The organism is Crocosphaera sp. UHCC 0190, from assembly GCF_034932065.1.
GTDB lineage: Bacteria > Cyanobacteriota > Cyanobacteriia > Cyanobacteriales > Microcystaceae > UHCC-0190.
This window is the reverse complement of the sequence record NZ_JAYGHP010000005.1, coordinates 185266-203298: the sequence shown is the minus strand read 5'-3', so window position 1 is coordinate 203298 and position 18033 is coordinate 185266. Positions and strand designations below refer to the sequence as shown.

Annotated in this window: 21 protein-coding genes and 1 tRNA gene; 12 read left to right on the top strand and 10 right to left on the bottom strand. The window is 40.1% G+C overall.

Features of this window, described 5'->3' with window-relative positions; all coding sequences use genetic code 11:
• Positions 1 to 87 precede the first annotated feature (87 nt).
• A complete protein-coding gene (locus tag VB715_RS10225) occupies positions 88 to 462 on the bottom strand; it encodes a hypothetical protein (RefSeq protein ID WP_323301092.1) in 375 nt (124 codons plus the stop codon).
• A 505-nt stretch (positions 463 to 967) separates the two neighbouring features.
• Here VB715_RS10225 and VB715_RS10220 point away from each other — a divergent pair.
• The 3 genes from VB715_RS10220 (at position 968) to VB715_RS10210 (ending at position 3424) form a co-directional block, all read left to right on the top strand.
• Positions 968 to 2254, top strand: coding sequence for a type IV pilus twitching motility protein PilT (locus VB715_RS10220; protein WP_323301091.1), 1287 nt, complete (start codon positions 968 to 970; stop codon positions 2252 to 2254).
• Between the two features lie 87 nt (positions 2255 to 2341).
• Positions 2342 to 3112 carry a circadian clock KaiB family protein gene (locus VB715_RS10215; RefSeq protein WP_323301090.1) on the top strand — a complete coding sequence of 257 codons (771 nt, stop codon included), beginning with the start codon at positions 2342 to 2344 and terminating at the stop codon, positions 3110 to 3112.
• Positions 3113 to 3115: 3 nt separating this feature from the next.
• Positions 3116 to 3424 (top strand): TMEM14 family protein, encoded by a 309-nt coding sequence (locus VB715_RS10210; RefSeq protein WP_323301089.1) that lies wholly within the window; start codon positions 3116 to 3118, stop codon positions 3422 to 3424.
• A 3-nt stretch (positions 3425 to 3427) separates the two neighbouring features.
• Here the strand turns inward: VB715_RS10210 and VB715_RS10205 are convergent, their stop codons facing one another.
• Complete coding sequence (locus VB715_RS10205; protein ID WP_323301088.1) at positions 3428 to 3817, bottom strand: hypothetical protein; 390 nt, start codon at positions 3815 to 3817, stop codon at positions 3428 to 3430.
• A 267-nt stretch (positions 3818 to 4084) separates the two neighbouring features.
• Here VB715_RS10205 and queA point away from each other — a divergent pair, with 267 nt between their 5' ends.
• The gene (gene queA, locus VB715_RS10200; protein ID WP_323301087.1) at positions 4085 to 5173 is read left to right on the top strand and encodes a tRNA preQ1(34) S-adenosylmethionine ribosyltransferase-isomerase QueA; all 1089 of its coding nucleotides are present in this window, start codon (positions 4085 to 4087) and stop codon (positions 5171 to 5173) included.
• Positions 5174 to 5180: 7 nt separating this feature from the next.
• Here the strand turns inward: queA and VB715_RS10195 are convergent, their stop codons facing one another.
• Positions 5181 to 5933: a PAP/fibrillin family protein gene (locus VB715_RS10195; protein WP_323301086.1), complete on the bottom strand. Its 753-nt coding sequence runs from the start codon at positions 5931 to 5933 to the stop codon at positions 5181 to 5183.
• 65 nt (positions 5934 to 5998) lie between these two features.
• Between VB715_RS10195 and VB715_RS10190 the strand changes: the two genes are divergently transcribed.
• The 6 genes from VB715_RS10190 to VB715_RS10165 all read left to right on the top strand — a co-directional run bounded on the left by VB715_RS10190 (position 5999) and on the right by VB715_RS10165 (position 11899).
• A complete protein-coding gene (locus tag VB715_RS10190) occupies positions 5999 to 7396 on the top strand; it encodes a Rieske 2Fe-2S domain-containing protein (RefSeq protein ID WP_323301085.1) in 1398 nt (465 codons plus the stop codon).
• A gap of 118 nt (positions 7397 to 7514) precedes the next feature.
• A complete protein-coding gene (gene lepB / locus VB715_RS10185; RefSeq protein ID WP_323301084.1) occupies positions 7515 to 8561 on the top strand; it encodes a signal peptidase I in 1047 nt (348 codons plus the stop codon).
• Positions 8562 to 8997: 436 nt separating this feature from the next.
• Entirely contained in the window at positions 8998 to 9285 is a 288-nt protein-coding gene (locus VB715_RS10180) for a YggT family protein (protein ID WP_323301083.1), read from the top strand.
• A 207-nt stretch (positions 9286 to 9492) separates the two neighbouring features.
• Entirely contained in the window at positions 9493 to 10578 is a 1086-nt protein-coding gene (leuB, locus tag VB715_RS10175) for a 3-isopropylmalate dehydrogenase (RefSeq protein ID WP_323301082.1), read from the top strand.
• Positions 10579 to 10650: 72 nt separating this feature from the next.
• On the top strand, positions 10651 to 10911 hold the full coding sequence (locus VB715_RS10170; protein ID WP_323301081.1) for a hypothetical protein: 261 nt from the start codon (positions 10651 to 10653) through the stop codon (positions 10909 to 10911).
• Positions 10912 to 11200: 289 nt separating this feature from the next.
• On the top strand, positions 11201 to 11899 hold the full coding sequence (locus VB715_RS10165) for a PEP-CTERM sorting domain-containing protein (RefSeq protein WP_323301080.1): 699 nt from the start codon (positions 11201 to 11203) through the stop codon (positions 11897 to 11899).
• Between the two features lie 121 nt (positions 11900 to 12020).
• Here VB715_RS10165 and VB715_RS10160 read toward each other — a convergent pair whose 3' ends face one another.
• Positions 12021 to 12797, bottom strand: coding sequence for a hypothetical protein (locus VB715_RS10160; protein ID WP_323301079.1), 777 nt, complete (start codon positions 12795 to 12797; stop codon positions 12021 to 12023).
• 96 nt (positions 12798 to 12893) lie between these two features.
• The gene (locus VB715_RS10155) at positions 12894 to 14255 is read right to left on the bottom strand and encodes a pentapeptide repeat-containing protein (RefSeq protein WP_323301078.1); all 1362 of its coding nucleotides are present in this window, start codon (positions 14253 to 14255) and stop codon (positions 12894 to 12896) included.
• Positions 14256 to 14441: 186 nt separating this feature from the next.
• Here VB715_RS10155 and VB715_RS10150 point away from each other — a divergent pair, with 186 nt between their 5' ends.
• Positions 14442 to 15287: a mechanosensitive ion channel family protein gene (locus VB715_RS10150; protein ID WP_323301077.1), complete on the top strand. Its 846-nt coding sequence runs from the start codon at positions 14442 to 14444 to the stop codon at positions 15285 to 15287.
• Positions 15288 to 15484: 197 nt separating this feature from the next.
• Entirely contained in the window at positions 15485 to 15712 is a 228-nt protein-coding gene (locus tag VB715_RS10145) for a hypothetical protein (RefSeq protein ID WP_323301076.1), read from the top strand.
• Between the two features lie 27 nt (positions 15713 to 15739).
• On the opposite strand, the gene VB715_RS10140 is transcribed toward VB715_RS10145, so the two are convergent.
• From VB715_RS10140 to VB715_RS10120, 5 genes are all read right to left on the bottom strand, one after another.
• Positions 15740 to 15813 (bottom strand) — tRNA-Asp (locus VB715_RS10140).
• 73 nt (positions 15814 to 15886) lie between these two features.
• Complete coding sequence (locus VB715_RS10135; RefSeq protein ID WP_323301075.1) at positions 15887 to 16090, bottom strand: hypothetical protein; 204 nt, start codon at positions 16088 to 16090, stop codon at positions 15887 to 15889.
• 101 nt (positions 16091 to 16191) lie between these two features.
• A complete protein-coding gene (locus VB715_RS10130; protein WP_323301074.1) occupies positions 16192 to 17139 on the bottom strand; it encodes a tetratricopeptide repeat protein in 948 nt (315 codons plus the stop codon).
• A gap of 43 nt (positions 17140 to 17182) precedes the next feature.
• Positions 17183 to 17503 carry a 2Fe-2S iron-sulfur cluster-binding protein gene (locus VB715_RS10125; RefSeq protein ID WP_323301073.1) on the bottom strand — a complete coding sequence of 107 codons (321 nt, stop codon included), beginning with the start codon at positions 17501 to 17503 and terminating at the stop codon, positions 17183 to 17185.
• 44 nt (positions 17504 to 17547) lie between these two features.
• The gene (locus VB715_RS10120; RefSeq protein WP_323301072.1) at positions 17548 to 18021 is read right to left on the bottom strand and encodes an allophycocyanin; all 474 of its coding nucleotides are present in this window, start codon (positions 18019 to 18021) and stop codon (positions 17548 to 17550) included.
• Between the last annotated feature and the right edge of the window lie 12 nt (positions 18022 to 18033).

Genomic DNA, 18033 nt, shown 5'->3' with positions numbered 1-18033 from the left:
CCGGTAAATGACCGGGCTGCACTAGCTTGTGTATACACTTTGGCGAATACAATCACTATCTAACTAAAAGAAATTACTTCTCAAGGTTTATTGAATTAAGCTACAAGTCAAAGGACAGGCAGCATAGACAGAAGTGTGAGCATGAGTTGCTTCGCCGTGCAGCCATCTCAGCCAACTGACATCTTGGGGATGAATGCCTTTAACCGTTAGGAGTGCAGCACCTAACACAATTGCCAATACATTAACACCAATCAAGGAACCTACCACTAATAAAACCGCACTTACGGGCAAAACTGATTGTAAAACAACTGATGCTAAAGCCCCAACCGTTGCCATTAAGACAACCAAGGGAAATCCGACCACTAATAAACAAACTGTCAAGGTAAAGCTCCATACTAAAAAGCTTTTTACTAAGGTTACAGAATAGAGCTTTCCAAACCCAGACTTTTGTGCAAATTCCATATTTTCCTCCAGAGCAAACCAGTAACTTTATCTATAAAATCAGATAACGTTGTGTCAATCAGTATAGATAATCTTTCTAAGAAAATGAGTCTTTTGTAAGATAAATTTACATTCAGTCGCTACTTTGTGTGTTAAAGATTGCAAATTGTTGCAGATGGGTCAAACAAACACTGAGCCATCGGGGATCAAGCCTCTCTATAGAGAATTTAATGTAATCTTTTGTAATGGTTAAGATTTCCTAACATTTGTCTAATTCTCTCAACCGTCAATGTTGATGTTTTCCCCATGACCTTAACCGAAAATGTTAAAAGTTCTTAACATAAAAAAAGTTTTTCTCATAAATGACGACAAAATCCCCATTCCTGTAAATTTTCTTCTCTGTTTTGGGAATACTTATTAACAAGCATTCTCAACGTCATATCTATCCGAATCAGGGTCAAAAGCCATCTAGTTAACCTATTTCTCAGCAAAGTATTGAATACCGTTTATTTTTGTAGAAAGCACTATGACTAATCCCTCCTTACCCCCCCTACCCCTTCCTCCCCTCCCTACCACCGATCTCAACTTAGATTCGGACATGATGAATGACAGTCATGAAGATTCCACCCAGTTTATGGCCCCATCAGAAGAGGCCACATTCCCAAGAACGCCTGTAGAGGCCCCAAACAAGCGCCCAGTTGCGCCCCCCCCCTTACCCAAAGCACCCCCCAAAAGCTTTGGCCGTTCTCCCGATCAACCGTCCCTGATGGAATTAATTCGCCTGGCCTTTGATGAAGGGTTCTCAGACGTTCACTTAGGGGTAGGAGAAAAACCGCGAATGCGCGATCGCGGGGAAATGATGATTCTAGACTATCCAGAGATTGACGACAACACCTTTATGAGTTGGTTGCGGGAAATTCTCAAAGAGGATGAAATCCAACGCTTTAAAAAAGAACTGGAATTTGATGGGGCAACTCAGTATGATTTCGCCCGTGTTCGGATTAACATCTTTGATAGTTTACGGGGGCCAGCCATGGTGTTGCGTCTCATTCCCCTGAAAATTCTCACCATGGAACAGTTGCGCCTACCCATGATCTTTCAAGATATCTCAGATTCTCACAAAGGCTTAATTCTGGTGACGGGGCCCACAGGTTCCGGTAAATCTACCACCATGGCGGCGATGGTGGACTATATTAACAAAGAACACCCCAAACATATCATCACCATTGAAGATCCCGTTGAATTTGTTCACCAAAGTCGTCGCTCTTTGATTAAACAACGGGAAGTGGGGATGCACACCCACAAGTTTGATAATGCCCTTAAAGCCGCTTTACGGGAAGATCCCGACATCATCCTGGTGGGGGAAATGCGGGACAAAGAAACGGTCAATACTGCCATCAAAGCCGCTCAAACTGGTCACTTAGTTATGGGAACCCTCCACACCAACAGCGCAGTTAAAACCCTAGAACGGGTTTTGAGTTTGTATGGTGCCGATGAACGGGAGGCAATGCGGGTGGCGATGGCCGAATCTTTGGTAGCGATTATTGCTCAAGGGTTATGTCGTACCACCGACGGCAAACGAGCCGCCTATCATGACATTCTGATTAATACAGAAACGGTCAAAGACTATATCATTCAAGGGAAAAACGACGAAATCCTCGAATTAATGAAGGATGGGGAATTTGATGGCATGATTACCACGAACCAAGCTCTCTTTAATCTCTATCAAGAAGGACGAATTACCGAGGAAACTGCCCTCGAATTATCTCCCACCCCCAACGAAATTGCGATGATGTTACGGGGTCGAATCTAGAAAAACCGTAAAGAAATAAGGATCAGGAAGGCCAAGTCAGTTATCTTAAATATAGGTCTTCCTTCATCCGCAGTTTAATTCCTCTAAATGACGAATGTAAGCGAGACTCCTGGAGTCTTACCAGAATTTTTTAAAGGCATCGCTCTGTTTACCCCAGGCGGTGATATGGTTTATTGTCTCGATAGTAGCAAGCAAATTCATTGGCATTCTCAGTTATGCTTGGTTTTGCAAGAGTTATTAAAGTTGCCAGAACCGCCTCACTTTCTCGTACCAGGCTATACTGCAACGATTGATCGTTGGTTTTGTACGAGGGAAAAGACAGTAAAGACGGTGGCGGAACTTTATCCTGCAGTACGTCGCTATCAGCCCTTATTAAATGTGTTGTTTAACACACCCGATGTCCATTGGCAAACGGCCCATTGGCAGGAAGAGGCTTGTAATCCGATTATTATAGAAACCTATCGTTCTCGGTTTTCCGAACTATGGAACAGTCACGATCTGCTGATTCGTTTAGATGAGCGGTGGGAGCAAGAAATCAAAAGTCAATTTACAATCACTGAACCCCATGAAGACATAGGGACTGAGGAGCATCAAGGATACATTTTACGTCTGTTTGTGTCTGGGAATAATGCCTCAACCAAACATACATTAAAAGTCCTGCACCAGTTACTAGAAACCGATCTGCAACAGCCTTATACCCTGAAAGTTATTGATATTTGTAAGTACCCAGAATTAGCCGAAAATAATCAAATTTCAGCCACCCCAACCTTAGTCCGAGTCTGGCCAAAACCAGCCAAGCGAATTGTTGGGGAGTTAACAGATTTAACTAGGGTTTTGCAAATTATTACCAGCAATTAATTTATGAATTTAACCGTTTTAGCTGCTTTTTTATACGGAATTATTCTACTGGTTGGTGGTATCATTGGTTATGCCAAGGCTAAGAGCAAACCCTCTCTTATTTCTGGTGTAGTAACAGGTTTACTCTTAATCAGTGCTGCCATAATTCAATTACAAAACATTTCCTGGGGACTGACACTAGCACAAATAACAACCATTTTGCTGATAGTCGTCTTTGCCATCAGATTCATTAAAACCCGTAAATGGATGCCAGGGGGATTAATGTTAATCCTAAGTGTAGCAACATTGGCGATCCTGGTCAGTCCTGCCTAAAACTTAAGCTAAAGTTTCAGGACAATATCCTAAGCCTCTGGTAAATTGTTGACGAAATGCCTCAATATCATTACTATCGGGAGAACCATGAGAAACAATTGCCACTTGATAACGACGCATCACATCGATGGGAGATTGTCCTGTTTCCAAACTCCAGAAAACCATTTGTAGGCGAATTTCCAATTCGTAGGGGATACCCAACTCATTCATAAAGGCCTTAAAATCACCATGTTGTTGAGGAGTCAACGGTTGTCTAAACTTAACTTTGATGATCCAGCCATTGATTTGATGGATTACGGTCATCGAACAAAGCAACGAGTTATATTTCTGTTGTAGGTATTCAATAACCCGTAGTGTCAAACTTGCATTCGCTAGAAAATAGATGTAGTCCATTGTTTTCCCCTTATTCATCTGCCGAGCAATTCCTCTAGTTCTAGTGTGACAATAATTGTGTCATTTGTGGTAGGGAACTACCCCCAACTTTTGCACGGTAACATGGGGGGAAATACCCAATTACTCAGAAAGCCTGATCATTGCAGGGATACAGGACTTTCATAAAAATATTGATTATTAGACAAATTTGGTAAACAATAACAGGTTGTGTATTTGTTTTTTATATTCTAACAGCATATAACAAATTAAGGTCAATTGGAAAGAGTTATGAATAAGGATTACTTATTATCCAGTTACGATTATCAGCTACCACCAGAATTAATTGCCCAAACCCCCGTTACCCCTAGAGATAGTTCACGTTTACTGGTGGTTAATTCGACCACAACTCATGTTCATAGTATCTTTCGGGAGTTACCCCAATGGTTGTTACCGGGGGATTTATTAGTCTTTAATAATACCCGTGTCATTCCCGCACGACTTTATGGCAAAAAATCCACTGGAGCCCCAGTAGAAATCTTATTATTAGAAGAGAAAGCCCCCTTATGTTGGTTGGCATTGGTGAAACCTGGAAAGCGGTTTAAAATTGGCAGTGAAATTTGGTTTGGGGAAGGTAAAGAAGATAAGTTAGAAGATCTTTTTTTCAAAGCAACAGTTTTAGAAAGGGATGAAGAAACGGGAGGTAGATTATTAAGATTTGAAGTGTCTTCTGTTGATTTATTTTGGGAAAAAATTGAAAAAATTGGACAGATTCCTTTTCCTCCTTATGTGACTCAATCTGAGGTTAACCCTGAGCAATATCAAACAGTTTATGCCCAAAAACCAGGGGCGGTTGCAGCACCAACAGCAGGGCTACATTTTACGGAAGAATTATTACAAAAATTACAAGATAAAGGCATTGAACAAGCTTATATTACGTTGCACGTTGGAGTGGGAACTTTTCGACCAGTAGAAGTGGAAGAAATCACCAAACATAATATGCACCAAGAATGGATAGAAGTACCAGAAATAACCGTTAAAAAGATTCAGGAAACCAAGGCTAAGGGTGGGAGAATTATTGCCGTAGGAACGACGGCTGTAAGGTCATTAGAAGGGGCTGCCAAAGTAGCAGAAATGCAAGGTAAACAGGGTTTAATTGCTTTTCGTGGTAAGACAGATATGTTTATTTATCCTGGTTATTCTTGGCGAGTTGTTGAGGGAATGATTACTAATTTTCATTTACCCAAATCGAGTTTATTGATGTTGGTGAGTGCTTTGATTGGTAGAGAAAGATTATTAGAATTATATCAAGAAGCAATTGCAGAAAAGTATCGCTTTTATTCCTTTGGGGATGGAATGTTGATTTTGCCTTCTAATTAAACTCAATTTATTTCATCCGTTCACAGACTAAAATAGTTCCCTTTTCTCCTCGTGTAATCCGCAATTCTTCATCTAAATAAAGCACCGCTAAACTACCTTTAGGAGAACGTTTCATCTTAAAATCAATTTCCCCTGTTTCTGTATTCATTCCTGTCGGTGGCACTAACCCAAACATCACTTTCAAAAACAAAGACATCAATTGTTCTTTTAAGCTTTTTTGGGCTGGTTTAGCTTGACTAAATATTGTTTTCCATTGGTCTAAATTTTCCTTGTTTTGAGGGGCTAAACTTCCCCCAGTAAATTGAACTTGTAAGGTCTGATTATCCGCAGGATAACAAACACCTAAATTTTTTACAACCCCTTTTAAAGAAGGAAAATACTCATCAATAATCGTAAACTCAACAACAATATCATGGCTGCGTTTTTCCCCTTCTCCTAACAACACCACGGGTTGTCTAACAGCGTCAATAACTAACTTAAGATTAGTCGGTTCAAACATATTAAAAGCTAACCGTCCTAAGGTATAAGCATACTTCCCATTAGGTAATTTTTCCCCTTGAGGAAAAGACGGCGCACTAATTAACAACCATTCCTTCGATTCTAAGCGATGGCTATGGCTTGGAGCAACAATGGGGTTAAGTTGACAGAGTTGCTCAATTTTCCCCTTAACCTCAGCTTGTTTAACATCTCCATCATAAATCTTCAAAGCGTCTCTCAAGGCAGTTTTTGCAGCTTCTCTGGTAGCAAGTTGGTTCATCATCTTCTCAAAAACTGTTACATTTTATTACAATATAAACAATCCCTCTGTTTTTTGTCTGCCATTCTATGACTGCTAATACGACTTTATCCCCTTTAGATACCCCTTTAACTGCTGGTGGAACTGACCCCAACTACTTCGACTGGCAAGAAGTTTGGTATCCTGTTTATTATGTTGAAGATTTAGACAAAAGTAAACCCACTGCTTTTACTTTATTAGAAAGAAATATTGTCATCTGGTGGGATAAAAAAGCAACCCAATGGCGAGTATTTGATGATCAATGTCCCCACCGTCTTGCCCCCCTTTCTGAAGGCAGAATTAATGAGGTTGGATGTTTAGAATGTCCTTATCATGGTTGGGCTTTTTCCGGGACAGGAAATTGTGAAATTATTCCGCAACAACCACCAGGAGGAAAAGCAGAAAATTCCGTTAGAGCAAAGGTTAAATCTTTACCCGCTAAAGTTTGTCAAGGACTTTTATTTGTTTATGCAGGAAAGGCAGAAAATGCTGATAAAATTTCTATTCCTCTGGTAGATGTTTTAGAAGAAAATGCTGATGAATGGGTTTGCCTTAATACCTTCCGAGACTTACCTTATGATGCCTTAACTTTATTAGAAAATGTGTTAGATTCCAGTCATATTCCCTATACTCATCATCAAACTGTGGGAAACCGAGCTAATGTTTCTCCTGTAGAATTAGAAGTAGTAGAATCAGGAAAGTGGGGGTTTAAGGGTGTCTGGGAAGAAGGTCCCAGAAAAGGCACTTTAGGACGACAAGAAACGACCTTTATCGCTCCTGCTATGATGTGGCATGATCTCACATCTAAACAGTTTGGCCGCACCTTAACCGTTGTTTATGCAACTCCAATTCGCAAGGGAGAATGTCGTCTATTTGCTCGTTTTCCTTTTAAGTTTTCTTCTCCTTTTCCGAAATTATTTATCAAATCAACTCCTACTTGGTATTCCCATTTAGGTAACAATGGAGTCTTAGAAGATGACCAAATCTTTTTGCATCATCAAGAACGTTACTTAGAAGAAAAAGGCGGTAGTGAAAACTTCTATAAGGCGTTCTATTTACCAACAAAAGCTGATTTATTTGTCTTTGAATTTCGCTCTTGGGTCAATCAATATAAGGCTCAACCCTTTCCCCAAAAAACCTTAAGCCCTGTCTTATCTACAGAAACCTTATTAGATCGCTATCATTCCCATACCAAAAAATGTAATAGTTGTCGAACCGCTTTAAAAAATTTACAACGAGTTAAAATAGTGGTAGTGATCGCAACTTCAATCATCTGGGCAATTATTCCTCTTTTGCTCTTAACTTTAGACCATCCTCCCCTAATTTGGCTAGGTTTATTAAGTTCAAGTTTTCCTCTTGCTGTTAGTCTATGGTTTGTTTTAAGTAACCTAGAAAAACAATTTTATCAAGGTCGAGAAATTCCCCCCAGAAATTTACCCAAAAAATAATCAATGGTAGTCAACTGTATTTGATGTTAACAGCAATTTCTCATTTTAAGAACGGAAGGACAAACTGCTATTTGTCCCTAAAACAGTTTAGATTAAATCTCATTATCCAGGTAATTAAGTGTCTCTTCATCTTGACAAAGATCCTTGGTTGGCAGTTAACTTTTCGATGTTTTTCCCAGGTATTGGACAGTTTTATGCGGGCAACTATTTAAGGGCAATTCTTTTTTTTAATGGACAGATTTTTTGGTTAATAATGACAGGGTGGAATATTTTTAGTGCTAAAGGTAATACAGTAACAGGATTTTTTTATTTGGGAATGGCAATCCTTGTCTATCTTAGTAATATTTTAGATGCTCATTTAGGAGTATATTATCCACGACGACAGCAAATCTTAGAAAAAATTCCCCGTAAATCTAAAAATTTGTGGTTTGGGATTTTTGTGACTCGTATTTTACCAGGGTTAGGGCATCTTTATTTACAAAAATCTGTCATTGGTTTAGGGTTATTAACCGCAACTTTAATATTATTAAGTCTCAATAATATATTCCCTCAATTATTATTAATTACGCCATTAATAGCAGCGATCGCCACTTATCACACCTATCACGTCTTTCCTCATCATTCTCAGGGAAAACATCGCTTAATTGTCGCTATGGCAGGGATAATTTTTTTACTTGGTGTCATGGGAAATTATTTTCCTCAATGGTTAGATCAACGCTTTGAAAAGTTTATAATTCCCAGCAAGTCCATGCAACCCACCTTACAAATTAACGATATCGTCTTTGTGAGTAAGTCTGCCAATTATGTCCCGCAACAGAAGGATATTGTCGTCTTTACTCCCTCAGAAAACATCAAAGTCTTTGATCCTGATTTCTCAGATTATTACATTAAACGAATCATTGGAACACCTGGGGATGTGGTTGAAGTGAAACAAGGCAAGGTGTATATTAATAATCAGCCTCTGCAAGAATCTTATATTGCGGAATCGCCTCAATATCAATGGAAGTCTCCAACGATACCCCCTAATCATTACATTGTCTTAGGCGACAATCGTAATGATAGTCTAGATTCCCATTATTGGGGATTATTACCAAGAGAAGTTATTGTCGGTAAAGCTTATAAAATTGGCTGGCCACCCCATCGCATACAAGCAATCGCCCCCTAAAACTTCTCAGAAAATACACGCAAAGCAATTAACCCAAACGGGTGAGCTATCTGGGGGAAGTACGGAGGCAAGGATTTCCGTAAACTAAGTATATAGGTGATGCCTAGTCGTTAATAAGCGAAGGCATAGGAGAAGTCTTTCGTTTGATTCATTTAGTTTGAGCAGGAGAAACCCCCATGGAGCTTATTTCACTTTCTTTAATCTTAGCCGGAACTTTCATTGTGGACTTCTTACTTCACAATAATTAGATAATTAGCTCTTAGGGGGTGATGGTGATGTCCTTGAGAACGATTGGAACACCTGTCTTCCGTCAAGCTTACCGTAAGCCCCTTGATTAAAAAAGGGGTTTTGAGTTTTAAATTTGAGGTTGCTCTAAGAATCTTGAGAAGGGTTTATACTAAAAAAAAGCTAATTTTAAACCTTCAATGAAGATCTTATGGATATTATTAATCTTAGCAATTGGGGATTAGGTCTATTTTTAGGGCTAATGACCTTTTTGTTTATTTTTCGTATTGTCTTAACTTGGTATCCCCAAGTAGAATTAAATCGGTTTCCTTGGAAATTAATCGCCTTACCTACAGAACCCTTGTTAATTCCTGTGCGTAAAGTGATTCCTCCCTTGGGCGGAGTCGATATTAGTCCGATTATTTGGGTGGGAATTTGTAGCTTATTACGGGAAATTTTAATCGGACAACAAGGCTTAATTACAATGGCTTTACATTAGGGATTAAGCTTCCCCGCTCTAAAGAGACGGGGATTTCTGAAGAGTCCACAAAAAACTTTCTTAGGCGCACGTGAAGAGGTGAAGGAGTTAGGAGATGAGGAGAAAGTTTTATTGACGTTCGAGTTGATTAGGGCCTACCGTCACCGCTAAACTGCAAAGGGGGTCATTAGATCACCCATAATAATAGTGTAAAAAGAAAAACTCATCATGACGCGGCAATATTGCATTACTCTTCTTCCTGGCGATGGCATCGGCCCTGAAATTTTAGCTGTTACTGTCAATGTCCTCAAAGCGATCGCAAGTCAACTAGATATTGAGTTTAAATTTCAAGAGGCCCTGATTGGAGGGGCCGCCATTGATGCTACCGGAAACCCCCTACCAGACGAAACCCTTGCCCTTTGTCGCAACAGTGATGCGGTTTTACTCGCGGCCATTGGGGGATATAAATGGGACAACTTACCTCGTCATCAACGGCCCGAAACAGGTTTATTAGCCATTCGCGCGGGTTTAAATCTCTTTGCTAATTTACGGCCGGCCACCATTTTACCCCAGTTAATTAGTGCTTCTTCACTCAAACCCGAAGTCGTGGAAGGGGTTGATATTATGGTGGTGCGAGAATTAACGGGAGGCATCTATTTTGGCCAACCGAAAGGCATTTTTGAGACAGAAACCGGAGAAAAACGGGGCGTGAATACCATGGCCTATACGGAGTCAGAAATTGACCGTATTGCGAAGGTAGCCTTTGAAACTGCCCAAAAACGCAGCAAAAGATTATGTTCTGTGGATAAGGCTAATGTCTTAGATGTCTCTCAATTATGGCGCGATCGCGTCACTTTGATGGGAGAAAATTATCCTGATGTGGAACTTTCTCATCTCTATGTCGATAATGCGGCCATGCAGTTAGTGCGTGCGCCGAAACAGTTTGATACCATTGTCACGGGTAATTTATTTGGGGATATTCTCTCTGATGCTGCGGCTATGTTAACGGGTAGTATTGGGATGTTACCTTCTGCTAGTTTAGGGTTAGAAAAGCCTGGTTTATTTGAACCCGTACACGGTTCGGCCCCTGACATTGCGGGCCAGGATAAAGCCAACCCCTTGGCCCAGGTTCTTAGCGGAGCCATGATGTTACGCTATGGTTTAAATGAGCCTCAAGCTGCGGATAAGATAGAAAAGGCGGTTTTAGAGGTGTTGGCTCAAGGCTATCGTACGGGAGATATTATGTCTCCTGGCATGAAATCTGTGGGTTGTCGGGCTATGGGAGATATTCTGTTAAAGATTTTGGAATCATAGGGCGTAATTTATCCGTCTTCTAGTTGGATGACGGTAAACTACAAGCAAGGTAATGTGTGAGGAGCGCAAATTATGGTATATTCACCCCAAATCAAAGACCCTAGACAACAACAGATGGATTCAACTATTGTACTTGACCCAATTTTATTGAGGGCCGCCCAAAGAATTTATCGCACCTATTGTGTGTTGCACTCGAAGCAGGGGAAGCGGCCCTATGGCATTGCTATTCATAAAAAAAGCCACCGAGGACAGCTAATTTTTCGCGCTGAACCTGTTTTATTGCCTGGGGAATGTTTTGTCCCAACGAAGCAATTAGAAGCGGAGATTTATTGAGAAACAAATTTTGTAATCTAGATAAATAATAAAAAAACTGTCTCAATTTTTGAGGCGGATATTTTTTAATTTTTTTTTAAGATTTAACCTTCTGAAAAGTTTATAAACGAACATTTATCAGAAATAAAGATTAACAATTTTTATGAAGAATATTATTGTTTTATTACCAGAGTCTAAAATTTTTGTATTAATAGTAAGCTTTGTCTAATTTTTCTACTTAGAATTTCCTCAAATAGTTGTTTTTCCCTAATCAGGAGATTTTTTTATGTCAAAGTCTGCTCAGACAATTATGGCTACCATTGCTGGTGCTACTTGTAGCTTCGGATTAGGCTTAGTTAATCTCAACCCTGCTCAAGCGACCACTCTATCTTTTTCCGGAAATTTAGCCCCCTCCTCCTTTGCTCCTCTATCTGAGGGAACTTTCACAGGAATTGCGGAATTACCAGAGTTTAAAATGGATGATCTGTTCACTCCTAATGGTGTTGCCTTTACATCTGGTAGCATGGAGTTTTTTGACTCCTTTGGTAAACTTATTCCTTCAGAAGTTGAACAGGGTTTTATCCGGGCGATTGGTGATCTTCCACCAGTTGCCGGTACTCTATTCGAGCTTGAAATAACCGCCATGGGATCTCTTAATGTCAACATACCCAATCAAGAAAGCTGTATCGCAGCAGGGGGAATATGGATTCCTGTACCACAGCCAGGGCATTGTATAGGACGCTTTATACATAAAGATAGAGTACAGACACAGGCTGGTCGCATAAGCGGTTCTTTGCCCTGGTTGTCCGGCGAGATCGCGGTGGAATCAGCAGACCAAACGCAGATTGTTACTCAAGTTACTTCGGCTAGTTTTACTGCTCAAAGCACTCCCGAACCTGCTTCTATATTAAGTCTTCTCGCCCTTGGTACTTTAGGCGCAACTTCAACTCTAAAACGCAAATTTAATCAATCTAACACTTCTGAAAAAGACAAAATAAAAGTAGATTAATAAGTCTAGCTAAACATTCTCGTAGGGGTCAACGGCCGTTGACCCCTACAACATCCACATCTGTAGTCCAAGTTGATGAAAATGGTATAACTTCTGACTTCTACCATAGCACTAAGTGCTGTCATTCTTCTTCTTCTAATCCATCAGAATTATCAGGCATAGAAGCTAACATATTTTGAACTAAATCATACTGAGTAAAACTTGTATTTCCGTTCCAATGTTCCCAAGCTTCAATATGTTTCATCCGTAAAGCCATTTCTAAAATCATCCTACCTTCTTCATGAAGACTCACCGCAATCTCTTCAATTTCCGGTAAAGGTTCTTTTGATTTTTCTTGCATATAAGCCGTAACAGCCGCTTCTTTTTCTTCCCTTGTTTCGTATTGATTTTCTACAGCCATTAATTCTTGTTCCAGGGCTTCGGGACTGTGAATAATAATATCATCTCGGTCAAAAAATTCCGCAAAAGAAGTCGGAGGCTTTGGGGTTTCATTGGGCAGAGAACCAAAGAATTTATTAACCAAACGCAATCTTACCGGTTCAGCAGCACGCCAATTTAATCGAGTTTGAAAGAACTTAATTGCTTCGATCAATCGTTGAAAAGAACGAACCTCTAAGATCATTATTTCATCATCAATGAAACTAAAATAACCCAAAGGAACTGGTTGTACATCCTTAGGAATTTTATTATAAGACTGTTCAAACCGAATTTTTTTCGCTTCTTCCTTGTATAACCAATACCAGCGATCGCTTGAGGGATGATACTCCATACATTTAAGCTTTTGAAACACCCCTAAAACCGTCTTTTTATTAGAAACCTGATAATAAAGTCTGGCGGGTTGATAGGGTTCGCCAGTAATATTCGTGATTAAATTCTCTTGAGTTTGAGTAGTTGACATTTTTATCGAGAAGGAAAGAACATCGTGAATGCCTCTGAGTTTACCCCAGTTTTTAGGTATCACTAGAGAGTATTTATTATCTTTTTAGTTGACGGTTTATTCATCCTCAATTGGCGGCCGGCACAATTTCTCAAATTCCCCCGGTTTAAAACTTCGATTATCATTGCTAGGACGGCGTTTGCGACTCCCGTACTGATTGGTTTTTTCTAAGAGAAAAACATAATCACAGACGACTTGCTCCAACTGTGTCCCCTCATCAATTTTCCAGGCTTCCACACAAGCCCCTGTCAGATTTGCCCCCGTAAAATTAGTATGATTAGCCACAGCTTTCGTTAAATTAGCCCCTTCCAAATTAGCCCCGCGAAACGTAGCATCAGTCAGATCTGCCAGTTTAAAATTGGCCCGATGCAAGTTGGCCCCATCCAAATTCGCACCCCGTAAACTGACTTTGCCATAATATTGTTTATAGCCAAATTGAGGATTCACCAATAAATCCCGAATTGTAGGTTCACAGAGAATGGAGTCTCCCAGTCTGGCCCCATCTAATTTCAGGGTATCGTGAAAACAAGTCCTTGTTAGGGTTGCTTGCCGAAGATCCGTACTTTTTAGGGTTGCTCCGGTAAAGTTGGCATCCGTGAGATCGGCCTGATAAAAACTTGTCCCACCAATAGAGGTAAAGGTGATCGCAATTTGACGAATCCACTCATCTCTAGGATCGCCTTTGATGGAACGCCAGCCGAGATAAGCACTTAATAAAGTAACCGCTACGGCCGCTATTCCTGCCCCAAAAATGGTAAAAGAAAAGACTTCTGCTTCCTCTACAGCAAGCATAAAGGCGATGATAACCGCAAAAGGAAACATTCCGGCGATCGCCGCCGTACCCGCTACGGCCCCGGCCGCGGCCCCCGCGATCGCCCCGGCCACCGCAGCAATAATCGCCACCACTAAATGAAGACAAAAAGTTACCCCAAAGGTTAAGGCCATAGATAAGGAAAAGGGCAAAGATCCGGCAAAGGCAACGGCGATCACCCCGGTGGCCATCAAGGCAATTACCACTGCCCCTAACCCCCCTTCTAAGCCTTGAAGATAGCTGAAAATACAAAAAAGGATCAAAATAATAATGGCTGTCCATCCTGCGATTTGGTTCGTTATGTCCAGACTTTCTGAGGTCAGCACCACAAAACTTCCGGCAAATCCCGAAAAAATTCCCGATAAGGCCGCCAACAACCAGGAAAATCCGATCAAACTCACCGCCCACTTTTTCGGTAATCCGCCTTTAGCTTGCCAAAAGTTGGCCCCGGTGAGAATAGCCTGAGCAAAATTTGCCCCTCGAATGTCAGCATGACTGAAGTTGGCCCCCGTGAGGTTTTTTCCCTTAAAATTTTGCCCTCTCAGGTTTTCTCCTCGGAAATCGAGTTTTCCTTGTTCGTAGCGTTTGAGGACTTGAGATGTTTTCATCGGTGATGGGTGAACAGTTATTAATTTTGATCTTGGACTAAGTATAGTTATTTATTTTTCAAACTGTACAAATATTAAACATTGTTTCATTTCATGAATTTTAGGATTATCTTTTAATGTCGGGGTTCGCAAATACTTATATCTTATAAGGGAAAGCTTTTTAAATGTGTTGAGGAGGCTACATATATGTACATACTGCAAATGCCAGTGGATACCGTGCAAGTCAATGTTTTTGTTGAAAGCGTTAAAAGCCAATTGGCTGGGTTTGGCTTTAAACTCATTGGTGCTATTCTTCTGTGGGTGGTAGGACAATGGTTAATTAAAACGGGTGTTCGTTTACTCTCTCGTCTTCTGAAGCGACAAAGCATTGAACCGACTCTTGTTGCCTATTTGGCGAATTTTTTGAACATTGCCCTAAAAATCATTTTAATCGTCGCTATTCTTGGGTATTTTGGCGTTGAAACCACGTCCTTTGCGGCTTTATTAGCTGCGGCCGGTATTGCCATTGGGGCCGCTTGGGGAGGACTGTTAGCGAATTTTGCTGCGGGTGTCTTCCTGGTGATTTTCCGTCCTTTTGCCGTGGGTGACTTTATTGCTACGGCAGGTGTCATCGGAACGGTTGAAGAAATTGGCTTGTTTGTTACTGTCATTAATACGATGGATAATGTAAGAACTATTATCGGAAATAATAAGATTTTTTCCGATAATATTCAAAACTTTTCCGCTAACCCCTACCGTCGGGTCGATTTAGTGGCACAACTGAATCATAGTGTGAATTATGCTGAGGCGATTAATTTACTTCAGGAAAGATTACGCCAAATTCCTAATGTTATGGAAAATCCTCAACCTGATGTCGAAATTTTAGAGTTTAATCTCGCTGGCCCGGTTTTGGCGGTTCGTCCCTATTGTCATAACGAAAATTATTGGCAAGTTTATTTTGACACCAATAAAACCATTCGTGAAACTTTAGGAAGTGCTGGTTATCCTGCCCCTGAACAACATTATGTGATTCGTCAAAGTTCTGCGGTTTAATCAGATTATTTCCCTGAAAAAATACTTGAAATCTAAGCTTAAAGCCCGCGAAGGCGGGCTTAGTTTGTATAACCCCAGGTTTTAGACTGAGGGAATTTAACACCAATGGGAAAAAATGTTACTGTTGCTACTGTCAAAAATGCACAAATAATTTTATAATCTTTTTAGATTTTTGTGAGTGTGAGGTTTAATCTCTCATGAGTCCCACGATTTTACGGCAATTATGGTCTATTATTGAACAAACCCAAGCTCAAACGCTACTCAGTCTGAGTCAAGCTGATTTAGTCAATTGCTTGATTGCAAAGCTTCAACAAAAGAAACCCCTCAGTCATGACGAATACCATCATCTGAATCATTACATAACTCTACGCGCTACATTAATCCGAGATTTAGCTCAAGCTCGTCTCGAAGAGCAGATGGTTTAACTGACGACGCTGTTGTCTTTTTTTTTACGGGACTGACGGGGCTCGAACCCGCAACTTCCGCCGTGACAGGGCGGTGCTCTAACCAATTGAACTACAGTCCCATATTTTTTGAGCCGAATATAATCATACCAAGGTTAACGAAAGTTTGTCAAGAGATTTGCTAAAAAAACTTTTTTAAAGTTCGACTAAAATGTCTAAATCCTGTTCCTGAGCGGTTTTCAACAGAAATAAGGCTGCGATCGCGTCTTGGACTGCCACCCCGACTGACTTCATACCATTTTCATCAACTGGGACTACAGATGTGGATGTTGTAGGGGTCAACGCTTCGACTCCGCTTAGGGTTGACCCCCAGGAAAATGTGTCGCTTAATAACATCATAAACATTGAGCAAGAATTCCTAAAAAAACAGCGATCTTGTCCTAAAGATCGCTGACAACAAGGAGAATTAAGACACAAAGCATGGCATTTTTTTGTCTAGTCTAACCAAGTATACTGACGTTTTTCTCAGTCCCAGACTCTTCATCGAAAAGATTACCCACTGCAATTAAATCTATCATTTGTGATGTATCTCCTTTAATCATTGACTCCTCAGAATTAGTTACTTCTGATTCCTCGTCGTTAATAAGAGAATGACGTACTTCATAAAATTCTTTGCTCAGATTTCTGGCCTGTTCATAGCTTTCAATATCACCTTGTTCAAAGTAATATTTAGCTGCCAGTCGTAAATCTTCAACTGCTTGTTTTTTACTGCCTAATTCTGCCAACAAAATGCCACGACTGTGATAAGCTTTAGCATAGGTAGAATCTAGATGTAAGGCTTCGGTATAATCTTCAATTGCTCCGGTTTTATCCCCTAATTTTTGATGACTTAACCCCCGTTGATAGTAAGCTTCAACCCCATCAGGATTACTCCGAATTACTTGGGATAAGTTTTCAATTTGTTGTAAACTCTTGACAATTTCTTCAACTTGTTGTTGCTGAGCATTTAAAGCATTAGTAAACTCATTGAGTTTTCTATCTTCTTGCATTAACCCATCAAGAGATTGTTGAGAATCTTGTAATTTATCTGACAAATCATTGACCTTAGATTGAAAGGCTTGATTTTGTTTCTCCCAGTTATTCTGAGTCTCTTGGTGTAACTGGTTAAATTGCTCAAAAATCACAGATTTATTGTTATTTATTTGCTCAGTTAACTGCATAATTGCTGTTTGCTGAACCTGAGCCATTTCTACTTTTAATTGACGGCGATTAGCCATTTGTAAAGCGAGGGAAAAAGAAAGGGGAATTGTAGCGAAAGCAGCATTCCCAAAGAATGAGCCAACGACACCGCCAAATAGGCCAACTCCTGATAATAAATCGAAAATATCAGAGAGATTATTCCCACTAGATTGATTTTCTAATTCCTGGGTTTCTACTTGTGATTCCATGATTGTAAATCCTGTTAAATTGCTGAGTTAAATTAATGAATTTTTAGGCAAGATATTCTTCTTCTTGATGAGTTAAAATTGTGCAATTAGAGGTAGGAGATGCCGCACAAAGCAAGATATAACCTTCTTTTATTTCATGAGGACGGAGAAATGATAAAGCTTTTGAACTTTGTTCGACATTACCCTCAATAACTTTAGCTAAACAATCAAAACAAGCAGCAGCGCGACAAGAACAAGGATGCTTAATTCCTTGTTGCTCAGCCATGTCAAGAATGTAGTCATTAGCTGTCACTTTAATGGTCTTATTTAGATCTTTTTTAGCATTAATTAAAGTGACATTAAAAGCAGTATTTTGATCATTCATTACAAAAATCCTCAAGATTAAATTGCTCAATTTTTCTGAACGGTTTAGGCACCAAGAATGGTACTATCAAGTTGCAAAGCAGGAAGAATGAAGGCAGCTTCTTCAGGGGTTAAATATTTTTTAATAACTGCCTGAATTGTCGGATAATGGGTGCGGACAAAGAATTTATAACCCACAGCACGAACAATGGTTTGCACCCAAATTAAAAGTCCATCCCGTAAACGATCTAAGTCGTTAATTAACATGGCAGAACTAGCATAACGGATGGCATTTTTGCGATCACGGCGACAAATTTCTTTTTCATGTTCACCCATCGTATATAGACAGTTATCCTTATTTAATTCGTGCATTTTTGCTTCAACTTCCAGGAGAATTGCTACTTCATTATCCCGAATTTTTTCGTAGGTACTGACGCGCATATCTACTGAGTCTAAATAGCTTTCGATAAACCCTAATTCTGCATCAGTTGCATAACGGCCATCTGCCTCTAAACTTAATCGTGAAAACTGTGTTAACATTGGCTTATTTTT